The sequence below is a fragment of the Jiella pacifica genome (assembly GCF_010500815.1).
Classification (GTDB): domain Bacteria; phylum Pseudomonadota; class Alphaproteobacteria; order Rhizobiales; family Rhizobiaceae; genus Jiella; species Jiella pacifica.
The window spans coordinates 65,280-83,884 of the sequence record NZ_JAAAMG010000005.1 but is presented as its reverse complement, the minus strand read 5'-3'; the positions used below and the strand labels follow the sequence as shown (position 1 = coordinate 83,884).

Annotated in this window: 18 protein-coding genes; 11 read left to right on the top strand and 7 right to left on the bottom strand. The window is 66.3% G+C overall.

Features of this window, described 5'->3' with window-relative positions; all coding sequences use genetic code 11:
* The first annotated feature begins 17 nt into the window (after positions 1 to 17).
* Positions 18 to 716: a hypothetical protein gene (locus GTK09_RS07950; protein ID WP_163462545.1), complete on the top strand. Its 699-nt coding sequence runs from the start codon at positions 18 to 20 to the stop codon at positions 714 to 716.
* Between the two features lie 51 nt (positions 717 to 767).
* Here the strand turns inward: GTK09_RS07950 and GTK09_RS07945 are convergent, their stop codons facing one another.
* The 3 genes from GTK09_RS07945 to GTK09_RS07935 all read right to left on the bottom strand — a co-directional run bounded on the left by GTK09_RS07945 (position 768) and on the right by GTK09_RS07935 (position 3,315).
* Complete coding sequence (locus GTK09_RS07945; RefSeq protein ID WP_163462543.1) at positions 768 to 1,955, bottom strand: polysaccharide biosynthesis/export family protein; 1,188 nt, start codon at positions 1,953 to 1,955, stop codon at positions 768 to 770.
* Positions 1,956 to 2,183: 228 nt separating this feature from the next.
* Entirely contained in the window at positions 2,184 to 2,492 is a 309-nt protein-coding gene (locus GTK09_RS07940) for a hypothetical protein (RefSeq protein ID WP_163462542.1), read from the bottom strand.
* A gap of 232 nt (positions 2,493 to 2,724) precedes the next feature.
* The gene (locus GTK09_RS07935) at positions 2,725 to 3,315 is read right to left on the bottom strand and encodes a transglutaminase-like cysteine peptidase (protein ID WP_163462540.1); all 591 of its coding nucleotides are present in this window, start codon (positions 3,313 to 3,315) and stop codon (positions 2,725 to 2,727) included.
* A gap of 503 nt (positions 3,316 to 3,818) precedes the next feature.
* Here GTK09_RS07935 and GTK09_RS07930 point away from each other — a divergent pair.
* Together GTK09_RS07930 and GTK09_RS07925 are read left to right on the top strand one after the other, a co-directional pair.
* Positions 3,819 to 5,054 (top strand): alpha/beta hydrolase, encoded by a 1,236-nt coding sequence (locus tag GTK09_RS07930; protein WP_163462538.1) that lies wholly within the window; start codon positions 3,819 to 3,821, stop codon positions 5,052 to 5,054.
* A gap of 248 nt (positions 5,055 to 5,302) precedes the next feature.
* Positions 5,303 to 6,979: a thiamine pyrophosphate-binding protein gene (locus GTK09_RS07925; RefSeq protein ID WP_163462536.1), complete on the top strand. Its 1,677-nt coding sequence runs from the start codon at positions 5,303 to 5,305 to the stop codon at positions 6,977 to 6,979.
* Between the two features lie 113 nt (positions 6,980 to 7,092).
* On the opposite strand, the gene GTK09_RS07920 is transcribed toward GTK09_RS07925, so the two are convergent.
* The 3 genes from GTK09_RS07920 to GTK09_RS07910 all read right to left on the bottom strand — a co-directional run bounded on the left by GTK09_RS07920 (position 7,093) and on the right by GTK09_RS07910 (position 10,390).
* Entirely contained in the window at positions 7,093 to 7,404 is a 312-nt protein-coding gene (locus tag GTK09_RS07920; RefSeq protein WP_163462534.1) for a polyhydroxyalkanoic acid system family protein, read from the bottom strand.
* A gap of 179 nt (positions 7,405 to 7,583) precedes the next feature.
* On the bottom strand, positions 7,584 to 8,936 hold the full coding sequence (locus GTK09_RS07915) for a DEAD/DEAH box helicase (protein WP_163462532.1): 1,353 nt from the start codon (positions 8,934 to 8,936) through the stop codon (positions 7,584 to 7,586).
* Between the two features lie 281 nt (positions 8,937 to 9,217).
* Positions 9,218 to 10,390 (bottom strand): D-alanyl-D-alanine carboxypeptidase family protein, encoded by a 1,173-nt coding sequence (locus tag GTK09_RS07910; protein WP_163462530.1) that lies wholly within the window; start codon positions 10,388 to 10,390, stop codon positions 9,218 to 9,220.
* Between the two features lie 418 nt (positions 10,391 to 10,808).
* On the opposite strand from GTK09_RS07910, the gene GTK09_RS07905 reads away from it, so the two are divergent.
* On the top strand, positions 10,809 to 11,222 hold the full coding sequence (locus tag GTK09_RS07905; RefSeq protein ID WP_163462528.1) for a hypothetical protein: 414 nt from the start codon (positions 10,809 to 10,811) through the stop codon (positions 11,220 to 11,222).
* Between the two features lie 65 nt (positions 11,223 to 11,287).
* Positions 11,288 to 11,785 (top strand): copper chaperone PCu(A)C, encoded by a 498-nt coding sequence (locus GTK09_RS07900; protein ID WP_163462526.1) that lies wholly within the window; start codon positions 11,288 to 11,290, stop codon positions 11,783 to 11,785.
* A 57-nt stretch (positions 11,786 to 11,842) separates the two neighbouring features.
* On the opposite strand, the gene GTK09_RS07895 is transcribed toward GTK09_RS07900, so the two are convergent.
* Positions 11,843 to 12,226: a DUF427 domain-containing protein gene (locus GTK09_RS07895; protein ID WP_163462524.1), complete on the bottom strand. Its 384-nt coding sequence runs from the start codon at positions 12,224 to 12,226 to the stop codon at positions 11,843 to 11,845.
* Between the two features lie 191 nt (positions 12,227 to 12,417).
* Here GTK09_RS07895 and betB point away from each other — a divergent pair, with 191 nt between their 5' ends.
* The 6 genes from betB to GTK09_RS07870 all read left to right on the top strand — a co-directional run bounded on the left by betB (position 12,418) and on the right by GTK09_RS07870 (position 18,330).
* Positions 12,418 to 13,881 (top strand): betaine-aldehyde dehydrogenase, encoded by a 1,464-nt coding sequence (gene betB / locus GTK09_RS07890; protein WP_163462522.1) that lies wholly within the window; start codon positions 12,418 to 12,420, stop codon positions 13,879 to 13,881.
* Positions 13,882 to 13,995: 114 nt separating this feature from the next.
* Positions 13,996 to 14,553, top strand: a complete 558-nt coding sequence (locus tag GTK09_RS07885) for a sigma-70 family RNA polymerase sigma factor (protein ID WP_246217777.1) — start codon at positions 13,996 to 13,998, stop codon at positions 14,551 to 14,553.
* Entirely contained in the window at positions 14,550 to 15,299 is a 750-nt protein-coding gene (locus GTK09_RS07880; protein WP_163462520.1) for an anti-sigma factor, read from the top strand. The genes GTK09_RS07885 and GTK09_RS07880 overlap by 4 nt, the downstream gene beginning before the upstream one ends.
* A 100-nt stretch (positions 15,300 to 15,399) precedes the next feature.
* The gene (locus GTK09_RS27155; protein WP_203560926.1) at positions 15,400 to 15,558 is read left to right on the top strand and encodes a hypothetical protein; all 159 of its coding nucleotides are present in this window, start codon (positions 15,400 to 15,402) and stop codon (positions 15,556 to 15,558) included.
* 234 nt (positions 15,559 to 15,792) lie between these two features.
* Complete coding sequence (locus GTK09_RS07875; protein ID WP_163462518.1) at positions 15,793 to 16,857, top strand: ABC transporter ATP-binding protein; 1,065 nt, start codon at positions 15,793 to 15,795, stop codon at positions 16,855 to 16,857.
* A gap of 153 nt (positions 16,858 to 17,010) precedes the next feature.
* Positions 17,011 to 18,330 (top strand): ABC transporter substrate-binding protein, encoded by a 1,320-nt coding sequence (locus GTK09_RS07870; RefSeq protein ID WP_163462516.1) that lies wholly within the window; start codon positions 17,011 to 17,013, stop codon positions 18,328 to 18,330.
* Positions 18,331 to 18,605: the final 275 nt, after the last annotated feature.

Below are 18,605 nucleotides of genomic sequence, written 5' to 3'. Positions count from 1 at the left end.
AGAGCGAAGCGGTGAGAATGCTTCGCATTATATTTGCCGTCCTGGCCGTGGGATTGGCGTTGCTGTGCGCGTTCCTCTTCGCGGAGGTCCGCCGTGACGTGCCGGCCATCAGCGCCGCCGGCGATCTCATGGCACGGCCGCGTCTGTGGCGAAATTCCGCCGATCTCCTCGAAGGCTATCTCGCCTCCGTCGGATCGCGGAAGGACTGCGACCCCCGCTTCGACCGCAGCCTCGCCATCCTCGAACTCGCGCGGGCCGATCTCCTGGCGGCTCCGTCGAATGCCGATCCCACCCGGGTGAGAATCGCGCAGGAGACGGCATTGACGCGCGTCCGGCACGCCTTGCGCTGCGCTCCCCAGGATGGCGCGACCTGGCTGTATGCCGCTATGCTCGAGGCTGCGCTCGGCGAACCGCCGACAACCGTCGCCCGCTCTCTCGAACTGTCCGCCCTGATCACGCCCTACGACGCTGCGGTGCTGATGCAGCGGATCCGGTTTGTCGGTTCGCTCCAGGGGCGGGGACTTCCAGGCGTCGAGGCGATCTTCGAGCGCGATCTCCTCACATTGGCGAAGTGGGGATGTTTGGCCGATCTCGAGGCAGTCGCCGGCGCCCTGCCACCCCCGGCTGCCGCCTTGATGCGCATCATGCCGATGGCCGGTATCGAGCCACGAAGGCGGAAAATCATCCAGAACGCCGGCAGGACATCGGGAGGGTAAACGCGGGGGTGCGTGTCGCCGGCCAAGTGGCCCGCGAGGGGCCGATTTGGCTCAGTTCGTGAAGTTGGCGACGGAAATGACCGGTGCGGTGACCGTGCCCAAGACTCCGAGAGCCTTGGAAACTTCGACGGAATCGGCGTTCGAGACATATAGGATGTCGTCCGGTTCCATAAAGAACCGCTGCGCCAGGAAGAAAATCTCCGGTTTGCGGAAGTTCGCCTGATAGATGGTCGGGACCTTCGCGGTGGAGAATTTTTCTTCCGACCGGGCAAAGCGGCTGACGTCGATGCCGAGGCGCTCCAGCACCGACATCTCTTCCATTCGGTAGATGAACACCGCGCCGGGGTCGGCGCGGTTGTCGAGCAGCCCGCCGGCAAGGCCGACCGCTTCCGCCAGATTGAGGTTCTCCCGCCCGAAGGGGAAACGGCCGACCTGTCCCGACGCGCCGAAGCCCATGAAGATTTTCTGTTCGCCATAGACGTAGATCGTGTCGCCGGGAGCCGTGTAGATGTTCTCGCTGGGCGTCGCGATCAGCTTGTTGAAGGCGACCGTGGCGCTTTTCCCGCGACGCTGCAGCGTCACATAGGTCTCGTAGGGTTCGCCCCTGATGCCGCCGGCGCGCGCGATCATGTCGAGGATGGTGTCGCCGCCCTGGCTGACGGCGAAGGCGTTCGGCGTATTGACGCTTCCCACCACCGAGGCATTGGCTGCCTTCTGTTCCACGACCGAAAGCGTCACCTGCGGCTCGATCGCGCGATCGACCAGGCGCGAGACGATGTCGGCCTCGATGTCCGACTGGGAGCGCCCGACGGCGCGGACCGACCCGGCGTAAGGAACGGTGATGTAACCGTTCTTGCCGATGGTCTGCGACGGGAACGTCACGTAGTTGCCCGGCCGGCTGCCGGCTTCGGCCGGGATGAACAGACCTCCGGGCTGGGATTCGTAGACGGTGATTTGAATGACGTCGCCGACACCGAGCGTGATTGTCGGTGCTCCTCCGCGGCCGCCGCCGAAGCTCTTGAAGGTGTCGTTTCCGCGCTCTCCGCCGATCGCCTGCAGGACGGTGTCCGAAAGATCCACCAGCGCATAGCCATAGGAGACGGGATGCTTTTCGCCGATCGTCAGCGAAGCCTGCGTTCGTATCGCATCGTCGTGGGGGCCGGAGTTCGGAAGGCTGCTGCAACCGGCAAGCAACGCCAGACTGGCAACGCCAAGACCGATACGGGTTGCCAATTTCATCGCTCCGTCCCCAAACGATTGTGCGGCGACCACCATGCGGTCTTTCGCGGGCCGGGCGCCCTTCGACCGCACCGGCGCAACGTGCAGGACATGATATGACAGGGAACGGCTGAAGGGTCTCCAGCGGTTCTGTCTCATTCCATCAAAATGATATCTTTAGGTGACGAATAGTTGCGATATCGCAACAGAGTGGCAGCCTTGATCCACCTGCGGCACAATATCGCGCTGTCAGTTCAAGCGCTCGGCCGCGTTCGAGAAAAGACCCAGTGGCGTCGACTCGCGTATGGCCAGTTCCCGGCGCGCAGCCTTTCTCGTTGCCACTTCGGCCAACACGGCCGCGAGCGCAAAGGCAGCTTGAAAGATCCCCATGATACCGAATGCGATCGCTGAAGCGGCCAGGAAAGAAAAACCGCTTGCCAATTCGCATGCGCCGCCGGTCAGCAACAGGGCGAGGGAAAGGACCACGGCCCATGACAGGCTCCCGCGCACTCCCGCTGCGATTCCAACGATCAGTGAGACGGACGCCAAGAGTGTCATCGGCCGCATCCTTTCGATCTCGGGAGGATAAACTACCGAATGAAGCTGAAGGAAGGCTTGATCTTTTCCACCGTGATTTCGAAGCGGGGCTTACGATCGCGGCCCCAGCGGTCGATCCGGGAACCGAGTGCGCCGTGATGGGATTCGAGGCTCGATCGGACGACGTATTCCGCCTCGGCCGCAGGACGAGCACGACAAGCGGACAGCGCTCCGGCGAAGAATGAGGCCGCCGTCAGCGGGCCGCGTACCAGAGGCGGGGGTTTTCGCCGGAGGCGATCTTCAGCCAGGACAGATCGGTGCGATACCACTCGCGCAGAACATTGCTGCGGTTGTCGAGCACGAGATCGCCGGCCGTGGTGCGTGCGACGAGCACCGCGTGTCCTTCGCCGGCGCGCGTCCGTGCGACGGCCATGAACAGCGCGGATGCCGGCAGCCCGGCTCGGATCAGCGCTCGGCGCTTGGTCAGGGCGTAGTCTTCACAATCACCGCTTGCCGAATCTGCGCTCCAAACGTCGGTGCGATCGTGCCGCGGCTCGATCGAGCGGTTGACGTGCCGGTTGATGGCGGCGAGCGTTTGGCGGGTCGACGGCGTCATCGTGATCACGTCGGTCGCGCCGCCGCGGCAATCGCCCGGGTTCTGCTGGCAGAACAAGACGTAGGAAAACGGTGCGAGCGTCGGACGCTGCATCGAGATCCGCTTGACGGCGTCGATCCGGTCGAGAGAGCGGCCGAGGCCGCCGATGCCGCCGGCATGGGCCTGGGAGGTTGTCGAGCAGAGAAGAGCGACGGCACACAGCTTTGCAAGAGAGGTCAATGTCGGCATGTCAGCCTCCAGTTATCGACTGATTGGAGGGATACCGATTTCGGTTTCAGATCACGTTTCGGAATTGTGTCAAAGTTGAAGGGAACACGCCGTTGCGTGTGAGGAATCACTCCTCAGATGCACGGCCGGACGAACACCAACCGGTCGTCGAACGCCCCTTCCGGACGCCGCCGCGAGCCTTCTGCAGAGCGTCCCAAGCCGGCCTTCCATCGTCGCATCGGTTGGGCGACGGCTGCTTGCACCGCCGGCCGCAGCATCCGCCGATCATGTCCCGAAGGCAACGGTCGCAAGGGATCGGCGGCACGATGGCCGCCAAGCCTTCAAGAATGGAGCGCCATCGTCTACTCGACGGGTGCTCACTCGGACACGGCGGACGGGAGACGAACAGTGCCCGATGGATGCGAGCGAGGACGTCCCGCATCTCTCCAGCCGCGATGCCGGGGCACACACGCGGCGGGGCTCGCGCCGAGCGAGCCTCTCATGACAGACAAGGCGAACGCTTCATGTATCGTGCCGTTCCGCTTCAGGCCCTCGTCGTATCGATCCTCTTTCTCGCAGGCTGCGCGGGCGTGCCGCGCACGACCCTTCAACCGGTGGCCGAAACCGCCCCCGGCGCCCACCGCGTCGATATGCTGGTCGCGACGACGCGGGCGCCGTCGAAGGTGCGGGGTGAGATCTTCAGCGGCCGGCGGGGCGAGACGGTCTCGTACGAAGACGTCGTCGTCTCGGTTCCACCGGACAGCGTCCGCAAGCCGGGCCAGGTGATCTACCCGCCGCAGAACCCCGGTAATCCCGCGACGCAGTTCGTCACGCAGAAGATCGAATCCCTGTCGCCTTCGGGCGTAAAACGCTGGTACGAGCGGGTCGCCCGCCCGAAGAAGCGGGTGATCATCTTCGTCCACGGGTTCAACAACACCTTTGAGGACGCGGTCTTCCGCTTCGCCCAGATCGCCACGGACCTGCCCATCGACGCCGCGCCGGTTCTCTTCACCTGGCCGTCGGGCGGCTCGGTCTTCGACTATCTCTACGACCGCGACAGCGCCAACTTCTCGCGCGACGAACTCGAGAGCATGATCGGCCAGGTCGCCGCCCGTCCAGACGTAAAGGATGTCACCATCCTGGCCCACTCCATGGGCGGATGGCTGGCGATGGAAGCTGTCCGTCAGCTCGCCATCCGCCGCGGCGGCACGCTTCCGCAAAAGCTCTCCAACATCATCCTCGCCTCGCCGGACGTCGATGTCGACGTGTTCGTCAAGCAGCTCGACCAGATCGGCAGGGCCTCCCAGCGTATCACCATCTTTACCGCCACCGACGACGTCGCGCTCGACGTCTCCCGCCGCATCGCCGGGAGCAGCCAGCGGCTGGGCGCGATCGACATCACCAGGCCCGCCGTCCGCGACGTCCTGATCCGCCGCGGCATTACCGCCATCGACCTCAGCGCGGCCACGAGTTCCGACGGGCTCAACCACATCAACTTCGCCGACAGCCCCGACATGGTGGTGGCGATCGGCCAGCGGCTCGCCGCCGGTGATGACATCGCCGGCTCGCGGCCGGACCTTTCCGAGACCGCCGGGGCGGTGGTGCTCGGCGCGGCGCAGGGGGTCGGCTCGGCGATCGGCGCCGGCGTGTCGGCGCCGATCGCCGTCGTCAGTCCCGCCGCCCGGGAGCGATTGCGCGATCAGCTCGGCAAGAGTGGCCGGGCGCTCGGCGGCACGCTGCTGACGGCGACGGGCCGCTGATGCCGGGAGGCGATGCGCCGGTGTCCTTGCGGGGGAAGCGGTGACGATCGAGGGGCCGAATACCCCCGCGGCAAGCGGCCGGCCGGGAGCGGCCGCAAGCGACGACGGCGGCGGCGGGACGGACGAGAGGGATTGCGGGCCTCGGGAGTTCCTGTCATCTCCACGGCGATGCGAACTTCGGTTCGTCGCGCGGCTCGTCGCGGCTTTGTCGCATCCCCCGAATGGGTCAGTGGAAAGGAGTTCGATCGATGCGAAACGGCGGACAGCTTCTCGTCGAATGTCTATTGGCGCTCGGCGCCACCAAGAGCTTCGGCGTGCCGGGCGAGAGCTATCTGGCGGTCCTCGACGCGCTCCACGACACCAAGGGCCGGCTCGACTACGTCCTGTGCCGGCAGGAGGGCGGGGCGGCCTTCATGGCCGCGGCCTACGGCAAGCTGACGGGCAGCCCCGGCATCTGCATGGTGACCCGCGGCCCTGGCGCCACCAATGCGGCGATCGGCGTTCACACCGCCATGCAGGATTCGGTGCCGATGATCCTCCTCGTCGGCCAGGTCGGCACCCACATGAAGGGCCGTGAGGCCTTTCAGGAGCTGGATTACGCGGCCGTCTTCGGCACCATGGCGAAATGGGCCGTCGAGATCGACCAGGTCGAACGCATCCCCGAAATCATCTCGCGCGCCTGGATCACCGCGACGACCGGCCGCCCCGGCCCGGTGGTGATCGCGCTGCCCGAGGACATGCTGACGACGCCGACCGACGTGGTCCCGCTGCCGGGTCCGGCGGCGATCTTCGAGCCGGCGCCTTCGCGTGCGGCGATGGCAAAGCTTAGCGAGATTCTCGGCGAGGCGGAGCGACCGCTGATCCTCTATGGCGGCTGCAACTGGCAGGCCGGCTCGGCGGCGAAGCTACAGGCTTTCGCCGAGGCGGCCGACATCCCCGTCGTCTCGGTCTTCCGCTATCAGGACCAGTACGACAACTTCTCCCCGACCTTCTGCGGCGAGGCCGGCGTCGGCATGGCACCGGCGGTGAAGAAACTGCTGCGTGAGGCCGATGTCATCCTCGCCGTGAATAACCGCTTCGGCGAGAACTCGACGGACGGCTACACGCTCTTCGAAGTTCCCGAGGCGGCGCAGCGGATCGTCCACGTCCACGGCTCGGACCGGGAGATCGGCAAGGTCTATCGGCCCGCTCTCGGCATCCATGCCGGCCCGAATGCCTTTGCCGCCGCGCTCGGCGCGATGCAGCCGGTGAGGGGCAACTGGTCTGCGTGGCGGGAGAGCGCCCGCGCGGCCTTCGAAGCCGGCTTCGAGCTTCCCGATCTTCCCTCGCCCGTCGACATGGGCAAGGTGACGGCGCATCTGCGCGAGGTGCTGCCCGACGACGTGATCCTCGCCAACGGCGCCGGCAATTTCGCCGTCTGGCCGAACAAGTTCTTCAAATACGGGCCGAAGGCGCGGCTGCTCGCACCGCAGTCCGGCGCCATGGGCTACGGCGTCCCGGCGGCGATCGCCGCCAAACTCGTCCACCCGGAGCGCACCGTCGTCTGCTTTGCCGGCGACGGCGACTTCCAGATGACCTCGCAGGAACTGGCCACCGCCAGACAGGCCGGCGCCCAGCCGATCGTCCTCGTCCTCAACAACGGCATCTACGGCACGATCCGTGCGCATCAGGAGCGGCACTATCCGGCGCGCGTCTCCGGTACCGACATGGAGAGCCCGGACTTCGTCATGCTGGCGAGGGCCTATGGGTTTCACGGCGAGCGGGTGGAGCGGACGGAGGATTTCGCCGCCGCCTTCGAGCGGGCGCTCGCCTCGCCGACCGGCGCCGTCCTCGATCTGGTGATTTCACCCGAGGCGCTGACGCCGCGCCAGACGCTGACGCAGATGCGGGACGCGGCGCTCTCCGCCGCCAGCCGCAAGGGCTGATGCCGAAAGGCATTCGCCGTCATCGACGGGCGGGCGCATTGGCGTCCTCGCCCGTCGGTTTGAGCCTGAAGACCGTGAAAGCCGCATCGCCGTAACGGGCCTTGCCTCGCGCGCTACTTCTTTTCGAGAAGCAGCGTCCCTTCCTTCTGCAGCTTGCCCTTCAGCTTGCCGGCGATCGCCGCGAGGAAGCCTGGCAGGTCGATCTCGACATGCACGTTGTCGTCGAGGACGTCGAGGCGGCCGGTGACGGACTGGCCCATGACGCGGGCGCGAAAATCGAGATGGTCGCCCTCCCAGGTGTCCTCGAACTTCACCATCCCGCCGAGCATGTCCTGGCGCAGGCTGGCGAACCCGCCCTCGATGCGGGCTCTCGCCGCCTCGCGCGTGAGCTTGTGGGGAATGTCGACCTTCACCGTCTCGGCCATCGGCGTCTCCTAACGTTCAACTTGAATCAGGATATGGCGATTGAGCGCTTGCGGCGCAACGCGCCGAAGAACGCGCCGGGCGGCTGCACCCGACGTTCTGCCATTCCGGCAGCCTCTGAACGCGAAAAGAGCGCGGAGTTGCCTCCGCGCTCTCGTTCATTCTGTCAGGCTGGCAGGACTCAGGCGCCGGCGACGGCCCGGCGCTGCCCGCCACCACCACCGCTGCGGCGACGGTTGCCGCCCGGCTTGTCCTGGCGGCGGTTCTCGCCGGCATTTGCGTTGCGCGGTGCGCCCTGGGCGCCGTTGCCGCGGCGCTGCTGCTGGCCGTTGCGGCCCCGCGGCGACCGGGCGTCGCGGGCTGGACGGTCTTCGACTTCGTTCATCGCACCTTCCGGTACGACGAAGTCGGTCTTCTGCGGCTCCAGCGTCTGGCCGGTCAACCGGGCGATCGCCTTGAGCTTGGCGCGCTCGGACGGATCGATCAGCGAGATCGCGATGCCCGAATGGCCGGCCCGAGCGGTCCGGCCGATGCGGTGGACGTAGCTCTCCGGCTCTTCCGGCAGCTCGAAATTCACCACATGGCTGATCTCGTCGACATGGATGCCGCGGGCGACGATGTCGGTGGCGACGAGAACCCGGGCCGAACCCTGCTGGAAGGAGGCGAGCGCCTTCTGCCGGGCGGCCTGGCTCTTGTTGCCGTGGATCGCCAGCGCCGGAATGCCGGCCTTTTCAAGATCGCCAGCCAGCCGGTTGGCGCCGTGCTTGGTGCGGGTGAAGATCACCACCCTGGACAGGCTCTGGTCCGACAGCCTGTCGATCAGCCAGTGCTTCTTGGCCTTCTGCGGGACCAGGAAGACGCTCTGGGCGATCTTTTCCACCGTCACGACTTCCGGCGTCACTTCGACGCGCACCGGCTTGGTCAGGATCTTGGCGGCGAGATCGCCGATCGAGCGCGGCATGGTCGCGGAGAAGAGCAGCGACTGGCGCTCGGAGGGCAGCTTGGCGACGATCTTCATGACGTCGCGCACGAAGCCCATGTCGAGCATCCGGTCGGCCTCGTCGAGGACGACGTGCTCGACGGCCGAAAGGTCGATGGCGCGCTGGTTCAGAAGGTCGAGCAGCCGGCCGGGGGTGGCGATGACGATGTCGACGCCGCGGCCGAGCGTCATGATCTGCGGACGGATCGAGACGCCGCCGAAGACGGTCGTGTGGCTGATCTTGGTGCCGACGGTATAGGACTTGACGTTGCCGGCGATCTGCGAGGCGAGCTCGCGGGTCGGCGTCAGGATCAGTACCCGCGTCTGCTTCGGGGCCGCACGGCCGCCCTTTTTGAGGAGCGCGTGGATGACGGGAAGCGAGAAGGCCGCGGTCTTGCCGGTGCCGGTCTGGGCGATGCCGAGAACGTCGCGGCCGGCCATGACGGCGGGAATCGCCTGGGACTGGATCGGCGTCGGCTCGGTGATGGAAAGCTGCGCAAGCGCGTTGAGAAGCGTGTCGGCAAGGCCGAACGCCTGGAAATTCTGAGAGGTCAAAGCATGCCTTTGGATGCATGCGGCCCGGGTCTTGGGGCCGCTGAAAGTGCCGACCGTCTTCGCGCGGGCGGACGGGTCGGCGGGCCGTGTCGGGCTGGCCGATGGCAGTGCCATCAGGCCGATCCGATTTCGCCGAATGCTTCCAAATTCAATAGATGAGCTTTGAAGAACGACGATCGCGCGATCACGGCGTGATGGGTGTCATATCGAGGTTTTGTTGCGCCGCGTCAAGCCGCAATCGGTGTGCCATGTGCAGGGCGCATGCCTCGGGTCGGCACGCGTCAGTCCGAGGCGGAGGTTGGGTCAGGGGCGCGGGCGAATTGGTCGGCGATGGTCCCGGCGATGCGTGAGAGGACGCTTGCGCGCGAAACAGCCTCGGCGGCAAACAGCGGCACTTCCTGCAAGGTCTCGCCCCCGCGGGTGAACATCGCCCAGCCGGCCCGCTGGCCCTTTTCGACCGGAGCGGGGAGGGGGCCGTTGCCGAGGATGCGGCGTTCCACGCCCGACAGGCTGCCGCGCGGCACCAGCACCGTCAGGTCCTTGCGGGCGACCAGCGGCACGGTGCCGGTCGAGCCGCCCGCTACCGTCGCCCCACCCAGCGGCTCGCCGGCCTTGACCAGCGTCACCTCCTCGAAGTCCTGCAGGCCGAAATCCATCAGCCGCTTGGCCTCGCGAGCGCGCTCTTCGGTGGAGGTCATGCCGGACATGGCCAAGACGATGCGCCGGCCGTCCTTCTTGGCCGAGGCGACGAGGCCGTAGCCCGACGCCGAAGTGTGACCGGTCTTCAGCCCGTCCGCGCCGAGCGAAAGCAGGGGGTTCCGGTTCTTCTGGGTGATGCCGTTGAAACGGAAGCTCTCCTCGGAAAACAACGGATATTCGTTCGGAAAGGTCTTGATCAGATAGTCGGCGAGCACGGCCAGATCGCGCATCGTCACCTTTTGGCCCTCCGCCGGCAGGCCATGCGGATTGACGAAGTGCGAGTGGGAAAGACCGATCGCCTTGGCCTCGGCGTTCATCTTCTCGGCAAATTGCGGGACGCTTCCGGCGAGGCCCTCGGCGATCACGATCGCCGCGTCGTTGCCCGACTGGATGATCAGGCCCTTGATCAGATCGCCGAGGCTGACTTGCTTGCGCACCGGCAGAAACATCGTCGAGCCGCCGGAATTGGCGCCGCCCTCGCGCCAGGCCTTCTCGGACACCTCGAACGTGTCGTTGCGCGAGGCTTCGCCGCTCTTGATCATGTCGAAAACGACGGCGGCGGTCATCAGCTTGGCGAGGCTTGCCGGCGGGATCGGCTCGTCGGCGTTCTTCTCGTAGAGAATGTGGCCGGTGCCGACGTCGAGCAGGATCGCCGTCGGCGCCTTGGTCTCGAAGGCTGATGCCGGGGCGGCGCCCAGCGCGGCGAGGAGGGCGAGGGCGGCAAGGAGGCGGACAAGGGCGCGATGGAACGTCATGGGAAAGGCGTAACCAGAGGTGGCCGACGCTTCAAGCGCCTCACGGAAGTTTGCCGGGACTGGCAACAGGCTGCGTCTGGCGCCCCTCGTCCTTCGACAGGTTCAGGATGAGGGGCTGCTGAAGCGGCCGGCGTTGGAGGAGAGCTGGAGGCGGCGGCAGCCGTCACTGCGAGATCGTTCCCGACGTGCGGATGGCGGCAGTGCAGAGCGGGATGGTGACGAGTTCCGCAGCGTTGGTCTTCCCTCATCCTGAGCCTGTCGAAGGGCGAGGGATGACGGCTAGGCAAACCCGAAACGCGCGAGGAGGCCCCCCGATCGCCGAGCTGCGACCTTCATCCCGGTAACCGGCCCGCCGGAAAGACCCCACCTCCCGCACTCGGCAGATGACACCTGCCCGGTTCTCTGCCACAAACCCGTTATGCGGGCCCTGCGGCAATTCTTTCGTGACCGGTCTTCGGCGGCGGCCCTGGTCGCCGTCATCGTCCAGCTCATGCTGCTGCAGACGGTTGCCGCCGGTCAGGCCTGCCTGGACGTGGCGTTCGGCGGCGGGCCGCAGGTGTTATGCTCGGGCGCTCCGGTTCCGGCCGGGTGGGCAGGTTTTGCTGGCGAGACATCTGGCGACGGCTCGGGGCACTGCCCGGACTGTCCCTGCGCCACCCTTTGCAGTTCGTCGGCCCCCCATGCCGTCCTCGCGCCCCCCATCGTCGAGCCGGCAGTCTTTGCCGATCGGCCGGTCCTGACGTCGCGCGCGCTCTACAAAGACACGCATCTCTCCCGTGCGCTGCCGCCGGGCGAACTCCGCCTGCGCGGCCCGCCCGCATCCTCCGCCTGAAACAGCGAAAAACCTGTCCACCGCAGCCGAAGACCGGCGCGGACGTTTCATTCGGAGAACATCCCATGCGCATCACCGTTTTGGCCATTGTCGCCGCAGCCGCCATTGCCGTCGTCACGACGGCAAGTGCCCATTCCTTCAAGACCGGCGATCTGGAGATCGGCCATCCCTGGAGCCGCGCGACGCTTCCCAACGCGCCGGTCGCCGGCGGCTACATGACTATCGAAAACACCGGCACGACCGACGACACGCTCCTCGGCGGCTCGACGCCGGCGGCCGAAAAGGTCGACGTCCACGAGATGAAGATGGAGGGCGACGTCATGACGATGCGCCCGCTGACGCAAGGGCTGATCATTCCGGCCGGCGAAACCATCACGCTGAAGCCTGGCGGCTATCATCTGATGTTGATGAAGCCACAAAGACCTTTCAAGGAGGGCGAGCGGGTTCCGCTGACGCTGAAGTTCGAGAAGGCCGGCGAAGTGACGGTCGAACTCGCGGTCGACAAGCCGAACGCCATGGGCAAGGACGATCATGCCGGGCATGCCGGCATGAAGACGCAATAGGCAGGGCGGGGATCCGTTTGTGTGAAGGCGAGGCCGTTGCGGCCTCGCCGATCGTCTCTACCAGTCCTGCTTGGTCGGGGCTTCGTCCACTTCGATCCGCACGGCGTTCTTGTCGAAGGCGATGTGGCCGGCGATCTCCTTCACGCCCTCATGCGGCGTCTCGTAGGACCATGCGCCGTTTGCCCCGGCGCGGCCCATTGCCGAAATCGTCCAGTAGCTTGCCTCGCCCTTGTAGGGGCAGGTGGTGTGCTTGTCGGTCGCTTCGAAATAAGCCATTTCGACCCGATCGCGCGGGATGTAGTAGACCGGATCGTGGCCCTTTTCTTCCAGCCGCAGGGCTTCCTTGGTCGAGGCGATGATAACGTCGTTGAAATAGACCGTCACCGGTTGCGGCTCCGGCGTGATGCGGATCCGCTCGCGGATCTCTTCGGGGCTTGCCATGTCCATCTCCCATGGTTCGATTTGGTAAAGTAAACTGCGCCGAACGGCTTTCGATCCGGCAGAGCTGCCCGATTTGAATAGCTGCGCGGGAAGCGTGTCGACGCAAGGGTGTTGGCGTCCGGCCGCTGCGGCCGATATGGACACCGCAAAAGCCCAGATCGCACCCCCGACCGAGCAGCCAGGAGATCCCCATGCGAGCCCAGCCCCAAGCCTCCCACTATGTCGGCGGCGCCTATGTCGAGGACGAGGCCGGCGAAAGCTTCGAGAGCCTCTATCCGGCCACCGGCGAGACGCTGGCGACCCTTCATGCGGCGACCCCGGCCATGCTCGAACGGGCGATCGAGGCGGCGAGGCGCGGCCAGGCCGAATGGGCGGCAAAGAGTGGTGCCGAGCGCTCGCGGGTCTTGCGCCGGGCCGCCGAACTCATGCGCGAGAGGAACGAGGAGCTCAGCCAGATCGAGACCCTCGACACCGGCAAGGCGATCCAGGAGACCCGCGTCGCCGACGCGGCCTCCGGCGCCGACTGCATCGAGTATTTCTCAGCGCTCGCAGCCGACATGCGCGGGGCCCACATCCAACTGCCCAACGGCTTCGCCTATACCCGCCATGAGCCGCTCGGCATCTGCGCCGGGATCGGCGCCTGGAACTATCCGATCCAGATCGCCTCGTGGAAAAGCGCGCCGGCCCTCGCCTGTGGCAATGCGATGATCTTCAAGCCCTCGGAGGTGACGCCGCTGTCGGCGCTGAAGCTCGCCGAGATCTACACCGAGGCGGGCCTGCCGGACGGCGTGTTCAACGTGTTGCAGGGCAAGGGCGAACTTGGCGCCGCGCTGTCGTCCCATCCTGCCATCGCGAAAGTCTCGGTCACCGGCTCGGTTGGCACCGGCGCCAGGGTGATGGAGGCTGCGTCCGGGACGACCAAGCACGTGACGCTGGAACTCGGCGGCAAGTCGCCGATCCTCGTCTTCGCCGACGCCGATCTCGACGCGGCGGTTTCCGGCGCGATCCTCGGCAACTTCTATTCCACCGGCCAGATCTGCTCGAACGGCACCCGCGTCTTCGTCGATCGCAGCGTTCGCGCTGCTTTCGTCGAGAAGCTCGTGGCGCGGACGAGGGAGATACGCCTCGGCAATCCGATGGATCCCGAGACCCATCTCGGCCCGCTGGTCTCCAAGGCGCAGTACGACAAGGTCCTGGAATACATGGCACTCGGACGACAGGAGGGCGCGACGGTGGCCTGCGGCGGCGGCGCCGCGACCGTCTCGGGCCTCGAAAGCGGCTGGTTCGTCCAGCCGACGGTCTTCACCGACGTCGCCGACGAGATGCGGATCGCCAGCGAGGAGATCTTCGGCCCGGTGATGTGCGTCCTGGACTTTGCGGACGAGGAGGAAGTGGTGGCGCGAGCCAACGCCACCGATTTCGGCCTTGCCGCCGGCATCTATACCCGCGATCTTTCGCGCGGCCACCGGGTGGCGTCGCGGGTTCAGGCAGGCACGGTGTGGGTCAACGCCTACAATCTGACGCCGGTCGAAATGCCCTTCGGCGGCGTCAAGCGTTCCGGAATCGGCCGCGAGAACGGCCGCGAGGCGCTGTCGCACTACGGCCAGGTGAAATCGGTCTATGTGGCGACCGGGCCGGAGGATGCTCCCTACTGACCCCCTTCTTCGACGCCCGGCCCGGTGTCATCCGGCGTTGACAATCGGGCGTCGAACCTGTTTGCCCTAGCTCAGTGGGCAGAAAGCCCAGCGTATCGCGTGGGAGGTGCGTTTTTGCAGCCGGATCAGGGGCGGGCGGCGCTCGTCGGAATCATGGGGCGTCTTGCCCTCGGAGAGCAGGACGCGCTGAGGGAGCTTTATCAGCGCACCTCGGCGAAGCTTTTCGGCGTGTGCCTGCGTATATTGAACGACCGCGAGGAGGCCGAGGACGTTCTCCAGGACGTCTATCTCACGGTCTGGCGGCGGGCGGACAGGTTCGATTCCGAACGCGCGAGCCCAATCACCTGGCTGGCGACGATCGCCCGCAACCGGTCGATCGATCGCCTGCGCCAGATCGGCCGGCGCGGCGGCGACCATTCGATGGATGCGGCCGTCGATGTCGCCGACGATGGGCCGGACGCCTTCGAGCTGATGGCCGATCGCGATGATGGCCGTCGGCTCCGCGAATGTCTCGGGGCGCTCGACGCGCCGACGCAGACGTCGATCGCCTCCGCATTCTACGGTGGCATCACGTACGAACAGCTTGCCGAGCGGCTGCGTGTTCCGCTCGGCACGCTCAAGAGCCGGATCAGGCGCGGGCTGATCAAACTGAGGGAGTGCCTGTCGCAATGAGCGATCTGCGCAGCGAAGACGGGGGAGAGGCCGATCGGGCCGCCGAGTATGTGCTCGGCGTCCTGGATGGGGCCGAACGCCGCGCTGCCGAGCGGCAGATCGACCGCGACCCGGCCTTTGCCCGCGCGGTGGACGGTTGGAACGCTCGCCTGGCGCCGTTCTACGAGGCGATCGAGCCGGTCGAGCCGCCGGCCGGCGTCTGGCCGCGGATCGCCGAGGAACTCGGCCGCATGCGACGTCTGGAGCGCGTCGACGTTTCGCCTCACAAACCCAAGGGCCGCCGGGTTTCGGGGATCTGGCAATGGATCGGTCTGTCCGGCATGGGGCTTGCCGCGACGAGCCTGGCGGCTCTGATCGTGGTTGTCGGCGGGATCGGCGAATTCGGCCCCCAACCACCGGCGGCCGTCGACACCATTCTCGCCGGAACCCTGATGAACGATCAGGGCCAGGCGATGTTCACGGTCGTATTCTACCACGAGGACGATCACGACGTCGCCACCTTGATCCCGGTCGTCAATTCGTCCGACGCGGACCGCGTACCGGAACTGTGGGTCGTCCCCCCGGGGGGCTCGCCGCGTTCGCTGGGCATTCTCCATAACTCCCAGCCGGTCGTCCTCGCCGTTGCGGATCGGCAGGTCCTCGACCCGGACGCGGCTCTCGCCGTCTCCATGGAGCCGGCAGGCGGTTCCCCGACGGGGTTGCCGACCGGCCCGGTCGTGGCCCATGGCGGTCTGAGGACGCCCTGATCCGAGCCGGGAAGCTGCGCCAGGCCGTGGCGTCTCGCCGAGGGGAGGCTGCGGACCACCGATTTCCGGTTTTGCCCCCGATGCTGTACGGCCGTTGGCCATGAACAAGCTCTTCTCGATCCTTCTCATCCTCATGATGGGCGCCCATCTGGTGCGCCCGCTCGGCTTGCCGGGGCTGCGGAAGCGGGGCGACTTCTGGAAGATCGCCCTCGTCGGCATGCTGGTGTTCGGGGTCACCGTCCTGCTCCGGACGGAGTGAGGCCCGGGAGGCTGCGAATCACCGCATTGCCCCGTGCCTATCGCCCTGAACGTCTCCGTAGAAACGTATACGTTGCGGTGCAGGACACCCTCTTGCACTGCAAGATCAAAGCTTCCGACGAGGCGCTCCTCGTTCGTTTTCAAGGCGATCGCCGAGACCCTTCCGCTCCCCTGTTGCGCTCAGGCGACGAAGCAGACAGTATGCCATCAAGGAATACGCCGGGGGGAGGCGCGGATGGCAACAGTGACGTTCAAGGACGTCCGCAAGGCTTTCGGAACCGTGGAGGTGCTGCACGGGGTTTCGATCGACATCGAGGAGGGAGAATTCGTCGTTTTGGTCGGCCCGTCCGGCTGCGGCAAGTCGACGCTGCTGCGGATGCTGGCCGGGCTCGAGCACGTCTCAGCCGGCGAGATCTGGATCGGCGACCGGGTGGTCAATCAATTGCCGCCGAAGGAGCGGGACATCGCCATGGTGTTCCAGAACTATGCGCTCTATCCGCACATCACCGTCGCCGAGAACATGGGCTTCTCGCTGTCTTTGAAGGGCGTCAAGAAGGCGGAGATTGCCGAGCGGGTGCGCCCGGCCGCCGAGATCCTCGGGCTGTCCCATCTCCTCGACCGCTATCCCCGGCAGCTCTCCGGCGGCCAGCGCCAGCGCGTCGCCATGGGCCGCGCGATCGTGCGCGAGCCGCAGGTGTTTCTGTTCGACGAGCCTTTGTCCAACCTCGACGCCAAGCTGCGTGTGTCGATGCGCTCGGAGATGAAGAACCTTCATCAGCGGCTGAAGACCACCACCGTCTACGTCACCCACGATCAGATCGAGGCGATGACCATGGCCGACAAGATCGTCGTCATGCATGACGGCCGGGTCGCCCAGGTGGGAACGCCGCTGGATCTTTATGACAAGCCGGACAATCTCTTCGTCGCCGGATTCATCGGCTCGCCGGCGATGAACTTTTTGACCGGCAGCGTCGATGCGAACGACCGCCAGGGCTTTTCCACCGGCAACGGCATTCGCCTGCCCATCGACAAGCCGGGCAAGGCGGAGCCGGGCCGCGAGCTCGTCTACGGCGTCCGGCCGGAGAGCTTCCATCTCGGCGGCGAGGTTCCGCTCACCGTCGACGTCGTCGAGCCGACCGGCTCGGAGACCCATGTCCTGGCAAGGCTCGGCGAGAGCCCGGTGACCTGCGTGTTCCGCGAGCGGATCGCGGCCCGTCCGGGCGAGGAGATCCGGGTCGGCGTCGATGCTGCAAGCGTCCATGTGTTCGACGCGAAATCCGGGGAGCGGGTTTCCGCGTGACTTGAAGAGTTTGCGGCGACCTCGGGCGCGTCAGCGCCAAGCCGCAGCGCTCCGGCGAAACGCCGGAGGGGAGGAGAGGTCGAATTGGGTCCAGCCTTCAACGCCGGACCGAGATCGAGACAGACGAATTCGTTGTGACAGGGAGGAAACGTCATGACCATCAATCGCAGAACCGTGCTTCAGGGCGCGGCCGGGCTGGCCGCTGGTGCGGCTCTCGGCAGCCCGTTCGGGGCGGGCAGAGCCTTCGCGCAGGGCACGATGCCGCAGTTCAAGCCGGAGGAAGGGGCGTCGCTGCGCCTGCTTCGCTGGGTGCCCTTCGTCACCGGCGAGGAAGAGGCCTTCAACGCCAACACCAAGGCCTTCACCGAGGCGACGGGCGTCGAGGTCCGCATCGACCAGGAAAGCTGGGAGGACGTCCGTCCCAAGGCCGCCGTCGCCGCCAATGTCGGCTCCGGGCCGGACATGGTGATGAGCTGGTTCGACGATCCGTTCCAGTATCCCGACAAGCTCGTCGACGTCACCGACCTCGGCAACGCCCTCGGCGAGGCCTATGGCGGCTGGTACGAGGGTCTCAAGGGCTACGCCACCACCACGGACGGCAAGTTCATCGCCATTCCGCTCTGCGCCATCGGCAACGCCATCTGCTACCGCGACAGCCACATGAAGGCGGCGGGCTTCGAGGAGTTCCCGAAGGACACGGACGGCTTCCTGAAGCTCTGTCAGGCGATGAAGGACAAGGGCACGCCTGCGGGCTTCCCGCACGGCAAGGCGGTCGGCGACGGCAACAACTACGCCCATTGGCTGCTCTGGAGCCATGGCGGCAAGACCGTCGACGAGAACGGCGAGGTGGCGATCAACAGCCCCGAGACCAAGGCGGCGATCGAATATGCCAAGGCGCTCTACGCCACCTTCATCCCGGGCACGGAAAGCTGGCTCGACATCAACAACAACCGCGCCTTCCTGGCCGGCCAGGTGTCACTGACCGCCAACGGCGTGTCGCTGTACTATGCGGCCAAGAAGGATCCGGCGATGGCCGAGATCGCCGAGGACATCCGCACCACCAACATGCCGATCGGGCCGGTCGGCCAGTCGGTCGAACTGCACCAGACCTCGACGATCAACGTCTTCAAGCACACGCAATATCCCGAAGCGGCCAAGGCCTACATCGCCTTCATGTTCCAGCCGGACCGGTTCAACGCCTGGCTCGAGGGCGCCAGCGCCTATTGCTGCCAGCCGCTGAAGCAGTTCGCCGACAATCCGGTGTGGACGTCGAACCCGGTGCACGAGGCCTATGCCAATGCGTCGGCAAGCCTTCGCCCGAACGGCTATGCCGGGCCGCTCGGACCCTCGTCGGCCGGCGTGATGGCAGATTACGTTCTCGTCGACATGTTCGCCGAAGCCGTGACCGGCCAGCGCTCCACCGAGGACGCCATCGCCAACGCCGAACGTCGCATCGCGCGGTATTATCGCTGAGGAGCGGACATGCCGGCTCGTCCGGCGGCAACGTTTCAGTAGTCCCCTCATCCTGAGGTGCTCGCCCGCTCATCCGAGCGGGTGAGCCTCGAAGGGCGAGGGGGCGCCTGGCGCTACATCTCCGCATCGTCCCGGACTCCGGCCCCACAGGGTTCCGAGATCCCGCCGAGCCTTTGCAGGCAAGTCGGTTTCAAGGGGCCTGTGCGGTGAAGGGCGGCGGCGAACGGTGAAGCTTCGTCATTCTCGGGCCCCGTCCCGAGAATCCAGGGGCGGTT